Genomic DNA, 5344 nt, shown 5'->3' with positions numbered 1-5344 from the left:
CGGGCAGCGGCTGGGTCTTCAGGCCGGCCTCGATGTGTTTCACATCTTCCGGCTTGACGGTGGCGAGCGCGACGGCCGGATTGCCCGAAGCATCATTGGGGATGCCGCCGAGGTTCAGGCCGACAGATTTGAAGGCCGTGGCATAGGTCGCATAGGCGTTGACCGCGTCGTTGACATCATAGGCGAGGGTGATCTGTCCGGAGACGTTCGTATCATCCGTGGACGCCTGATAGTTCAGCGGGGCGAGGACGGAGCGCTGCAGCGCGATCAGCGCCGGATCGGTTATCTGCAGGCCGCCGAAGACCTGCGCGTCATAATCGACGCTCTTTTCATCATAGTTCAGGCGCAGGCCCGGCAGGAGGCGCAGCCGGTCCGTGACGCGCCATTCGAGCTGTCCGAACAGGGCGGCGCTGGTGTTTTCGGACTGGATGTCCGAGGTCTGACCATAGCCTTCGAGCAGGCCCGGCGTGTCCCAGCCTGCGGATGACGGGTTCAGGAGCCAGCGCGCCGCTGCGCTCCCCTGCTCCTGCAGGCCGGTGGAATCGATGGTCTGGCAGAAGGCGAAGACACCGGCGACGAAGCCGAGCCGTTCGTTGAAATCTCCCGCATAGCGCAGTTCCTGCGTCCACTGACGTTGCTCGGACGGGTTGGCGGAGACGGTGGTGATCGGCAGGCCGAGGAAGTCGCGGTCGTTCGACGGGCCCCAGTCCCAGTAACGCCAGGCGGTGATCGAGGTGAGGGTGCCGGGGCCGATATCCCATTCGATATTGAGGGCGGCGCCCCCGATATCTTGGTTAGACTGATGATATGTATCGGCGTCTGTGAGGCGGTCAAAGGGATTGAAACTGGGTGGGGCATAGTTGAAGAAGTCCGCAAGCGCCTGATACTGACGATTTTCCGGACGGAGGGTCGGCGCTACGCCTGCAGGCACCAGCGCATAGCCGTTCGGCCGCTGGCGTGTGTAGTCGCCGGACAGGATGATTTCGAGATTGTCGCTGGCGTCGAACAGAAGCTGGCCGCGAAACCCGAGATTGTTCAAGTCGTTTATGTCGCTGTTCTCGGTTACGTTAAAGAGGACGCCATCCCGCTGAGTTCCCGAGAATGAAAGCCGCCCGGCAATCCGGTCTGTGAGCGGACCGGTGATTGACGCTTTCGACTGGATGAAACCAACATTTCCATACGTTAGTTCGACCTCTGTTTCCGGCGTGAATGAGGGTTTCTTGGTGATCACATTGATCGCGCCGGCAGTCGTGTTCTTGCCGAACAGCGTGCCTTGCGGACCGCGCAGCACTTCGATCTGGGCGACATCTATGAAGTCAAGCGTCGTGGCGGCAGGCCTGGCGAAGAAGACGCCGTCGACATAGAGGCCAACCCCGGCATCGAGGCCGTCATTGGTCAGTCCGAACGGGGCGCCGAGACCGCGGATGTTGATCGCCGTGTTGCGCGGATTGGTGGTGTAGAACTGCAGCGTCGGCACCAGCTCGCGCAGCTTGCCGACATTGAACGCGCCGGTCTCTGCCAGGAACTCCCCGCCGAGGACCGAGACCGGGATCGGCACGTCCTGCAGGTCTTCGGTCACGCGCCGGGCGGTGACGGTGATCGTCTCGCGGCGAAGGACTTCGTCTGTCTGTTCGGTCACATCCGCCGGCGTTTGCGCCAAGGCGTAGGGCGACAGCAGGATCAAGGCCGATGCGGTTGTCAGAAGGGTCTTCAGATTGGCGTTAGGGGGCAGCATGAAAGGGCTCCTTGAATGTTACCCCTTTAACTCGATCTATTTAGTCGTGTATTGCAAGTGAAAAATGAGTTTGGTTTTTCTAAATCAATCTACAGCAACCCTCTGGCCCGTTCAGAATCAGCGCTCTATCCTGATCGGATAACTCGACTTTATTCCGGATTCGGCATCGCCTGATGATTTCCCAGAAGTCCAAATATGCCCTTCGCGCGCTCCTGGCCCTTGCCGAGGCGCCGGGCGATGCGCCGCTGCTGATCGGCGACATCGCGGCGCAGGAGGTCATCCCGCGCAAATTCCTGGAGCAGATTTTATTGGAGCTGAAGCATCACGGGCTTGTCGTGAGCCGGCGCGGAAAGGCGGGCGGCTATCTGCTGCTGCGGCGGCCTGAAACGGTGACCTTCGGCGAAGTCCTGCGGCTGATGGACGGGCCGCTGGCGCCTCTGCCCTGCCTGTCGAAGATGGCGTATCGGCGGTGCGGCGACTGCGCCAGCGAGCAGGCCTGCAAGCTGCGCAAGGTGTTCGCGCAGGTGGCCGAGGCCACGCGGGCGATCCTTGATACAACGACGCTGGCGGATGCCCTGGCAGATCCGGCCTTGCGCAGCCATGCGGATGGCAGGGCCTGATAGGGACCTTGTTCAGGCAAAGCGGAGAGAAGGTCCCGGATCACCGCTTTGCGGTGTCCGGGAAGACAGCGGCGGGAAAGCCCTTTGCGCTCGGCGAGCTCCGCCGCTAATGTTCCGCCTAATCCATGAGCGCTGACGATTCCTCCACAGGCGATGATGCCACGAGCGCGCTGTTTGGCGGCGAGGATGTGCCTGTGCGCGGCAAGGCGTATGAAGTGCTGGCGCGAAAATACAGGCCGCGGCGCTTTGAGGATCTGATAGGCCAGGAAGCGATGGTGCGCACGCTCTCGAATGCGTTCGAGACGGGCCGGATTGCGCATGGCTTCATGCTGACGGGCGTGCGCGGTATCGGCAAGACGACGACAGCGCGGCTGCTGGCGCGGGCGCTGAACTATGAGGCGAAGGCGGGAGGCAAAGGCAAGAAAGCCGCGACCTCCGGTCCAAGCATCCATCTCGATCCCGCCGGCGAGCATTGCGACGCCATCATGGCGAGCCGGCATCCGGATGTGCTGGAACTCGACGCGGCCTCGCGCACCGGCGTCGCCGATATGCGCGACCTGCTCGATTCGGCGCGGTATGGGCCGGTGTCGGCGCGCTATAAGGTCTATATCATCGACGAAGTGCACATGCTGTCGAATGCCAGCTTCAACGCGCTGCTGAAGACGCTGGAAGAGCCGCCGCCGCATCTCAAATTCATTTTCGCGACGACAGAGATAAGGAAAGTGCCGGTGACCGTGCTGTCGCGCTGCCAGCGGTTTGACCTGAAACGCGTTGATAGCGCGGAACTCGCCCGCCATCTCGGCCAGGTGGCGGCGCAGGAAGGCACACCGATTGCCGAGGAGGCCCTCGCGCTGATTGCACGGGCGGCTGAGGGCTCTGTGCGCGACGGGCTGTCGCTGCTCGACCAGGCGATCGTTCAGACGACGGACGGCGCGGCGGTGAGCGGCGAAGCGGTGCGGGCGATGCTGGGCCTCGCGGATCGCAGCCGGTTGTTCGATGTGCTGGACAAGGCCGTCGCGGGTGACGCGGCCGGGGCGCTGGCTGAAATCCAGGACCAGATGACCGGCGGGGCAGACCCGGCAATCATCCTCAAGGATATCCTCGATATCGGGGCGGACATTTCGATTGCGCAGGCGACCGGCGATGGCTGGGCGCCGATTGGCCCCGCCGACTGGGCGAACCGGACGCGGGCGCTGGCGCAGCGTCTGACGCCGGCCCAGGCGGCGCGCAACTGGCAGCTTCTGCTCTCCGGCCATAGCGACCTGCAGGTGGCGCCGGATCCGGCGACGGCGCTGAAGATGGTGATCCTGCGCCTGGTCGCCGCCTCCCGCCTGCCCTCCCCTGAGGAAGCGGCGCGAATGATTGCGGAAGGCGTGCGCCCGCCGGGAAAGCCTGACAAACCCCTTGAGGCTTCGCCCGAGATGCCGGGCGGGGTCACGGCCTTTGGGGATCTGATCCGATTGCTGGAGGAAGTGCGCGAGGTTGCGCTGCAGGTGGATGTCGAGCGCTATGTGCGCCCCTCTTCCATGACTGAAGGCTACCTCGCCTGCGCGTTGACGCCGGGCGCGCCGGCCGGGATCCTCGGGCGTGTGAAGGCCTTCCTAGAAGCGCACACCGGCGACAGCTGGACCGTGGAAGAGGCGGTGACATATACCGAATCCGTGCGCGAGCGTGAGCGGCGCGAAAAGGCCGAGCGGATTGAGGCGGCCGGGCAGCATCCGCTGATCGCCGCGACCCTGGCCGCGATCCCCGGTACGGTCATCCTGGATGTCACCGATATGTCCGGATCGCTTGAAAGCGCCGGCGGGGAAGGCCAAGTGAACCGCAATGTCATCGATCTCAAGACGCGCCGTCCGGCCTGAACCGACGAGAAGGAACGCCATGAAAGACCTCGCCCAGATCATGCAGCAGGCCCAGGCCATGCAGGCCAAGATGGCCGAGGTTCAGGCCAAGATCGAGGCGACCGAGGCCGACGGGGTGGCGGGGGCCGGGCTCGTCCGGGTGCGGCTCAAGGGCAAAGGCGAGATGATCGGCGTGAGCATCGACCGCAGCCTTCTGGCGGATGATCCGGAGATCATCGAAGACCTGATCAAGGCGGCGCATGCCGATGCCCGCAGGCGGCTGGATCAGGCGATGGAAGAGGCGATGAAATCGGCCACCGCCGGCATGGGCGGGCTGCTGCCGGGGTTCAAGCTACCTTTCTAAGTCTCCAGCGCCCTTGCGCTTGTTGCATTGAGCATGTGCCAGCTGGAGGTTTGCTGGCTTGTCCGCGCCGCCGCGGGCTCTGGCGCGGATATGGTCGAAAGTCGGGCGGTGTTTCTTCCAGAGCGTGGCATGGGCAACGTCAAAGCGATGGCGCGGTATCGGCTGGCCGCAGAGGGCGCACAGGCCTGACTGTCTGTCCCAGAGCGCGTTGAACAGGGCGGTCTCCGGCGGGGCGGCGCTCTGGCTCACAGGGCGGGCGGCACGTCCCAGCCGCGCCGGGCGCAGGCGGCAAGAACGGTGTTACGCAGCAGGCAGGCAATCGTCATCGGGCCGACGCCGCCGGGCACGGGGGTGATCTGGCCGGCCATCTCGGCGCAGCTATCGAAGTGCGCGTCGCCGACGAGTTTCGTCTTGCCCTCCCCTTTCTCGGGCGCGGGGACGCGGTTGATGCCGACATCGATGACCACGGCGCCGGGCTTCACCCAGTCACCCCGGACCATTTCGGGGCGTCCAACGGCGGGCACGAGGATATCCGCCGTTCGGCAGAGGGCGGGCAGGTCCGACGTGCGGCTATGGGCAATGGTGACGGTGCAGTTCTCAGCGAGGAAGAGGAGCGCGGCCGGTTTCCCGACCAGGATGGACCGGCCAATGACGACGACATGTTTGCCGGAGAGGTCTGCGCCGAGGGCGCGTTTCGCAAGGATCACGCAGCCAGAGGGGGTGCAGGGCCTGAGGCCCGGCTTGCCGAGGCTGAGCCGGCCGGCGGAGGTTTCCGTCAGCCCGT

The 5344-nt window shown here is 64.5% G+C and carries 5 protein-coding genes and 1 pseudogene; 3 read left to right on the top strand and 3 right to left on the bottom strand.

Going from position 1 to position 5344, the window contains the following annotated elements:
* Positions 1-1735, bottom strand: a 1735-nt coding sequence (locus ACK4SV_RS15720; protein WP_409918791.1) for a TonB-dependent receptor, incomplete at its 3' end; no start/stop codon positions are given.
* 173 nt (positions 1736-1908) lie between these two features.
* Here ACK4SV_RS15720 and ACK4SV_RS15715 point away from each other — a divergent pair.
* The 3 genes from ACK4SV_RS15715 (at position 1909) to ACK4SV_RS15705 (ending at position 4560) form a co-directional block, all read left to right on the top strand.
* Positions 1909-2355, top strand: a complete 447-nt coding sequence (locus ACK4SV_RS15715; RefSeq protein ID WP_409918790.1) for an RrF2 family transcriptional regulator — start codon at positions 1909-1911, stop codon at positions 2353-2355.
* Positions 2356-2480: 125 nt separating this feature from the next.
* Positions 2481-4217 carry a DNA polymerase III subunit gamma/tau gene (locus ACK4SV_RS15710; RefSeq protein WP_409918789.1) on the top strand — a complete coding sequence of 579 codons (1737 nt, stop codon included), beginning with the start codon at positions 2481-2483 and terminating at the stop codon, positions 4215-4217.
* Positions 4218-4236: 19 nt separating this feature from the next.
* Entirely contained in the window at positions 4237-4560 is a 324-nt protein-coding gene (locus ACK4SV_RS15705; protein ID WP_409918788.1) for a YbaB/EbfC family nucleoid-associated protein, read from the top strand.
* Here ACK4SV_RS15705 and ACK4SV_RS15700 read toward each other — a convergent pair.
* Positions 4549-4809: an HNH endonuclease gene (locus ACK4SV_RS15700; RefSeq protein WP_409918787.1), complete on the bottom strand. Its 261-nt coding sequence runs from the start codon at positions 4807-4809 to the stop codon at positions 4549-4551. The genes ACK4SV_RS15705 and ACK4SV_RS15700 overlap by 12 nt on opposite strands.
* Positions 4806-5344 (bottom strand): annotated as a pseudogene (locus tag ACK4SV_RS15695) (bifunctional methylenetetrahydrofolate dehydrogenase/methenyltetrahydrofolate cyclohydrolase); the annotation flags it as partial. The pseudogene ACK4SV_RS15695 and the gene ACK4SV_RS15700, both read right to left, overlap by 4 nt.

It is taken from the genome of Hyphomonas sp., assembly GCF_046313735.1.
Classification (GTDB): Bacteria; Pseudomonadota; Alphaproteobacteria; order Caulobacterales; family Hyphomonadaceae; genus Hyphomonas.
The sequence above is the reverse complement of the archived record's forward strand: the minus strand, read 5'-3'. Positions and strand labels throughout refer to the sequence as shown.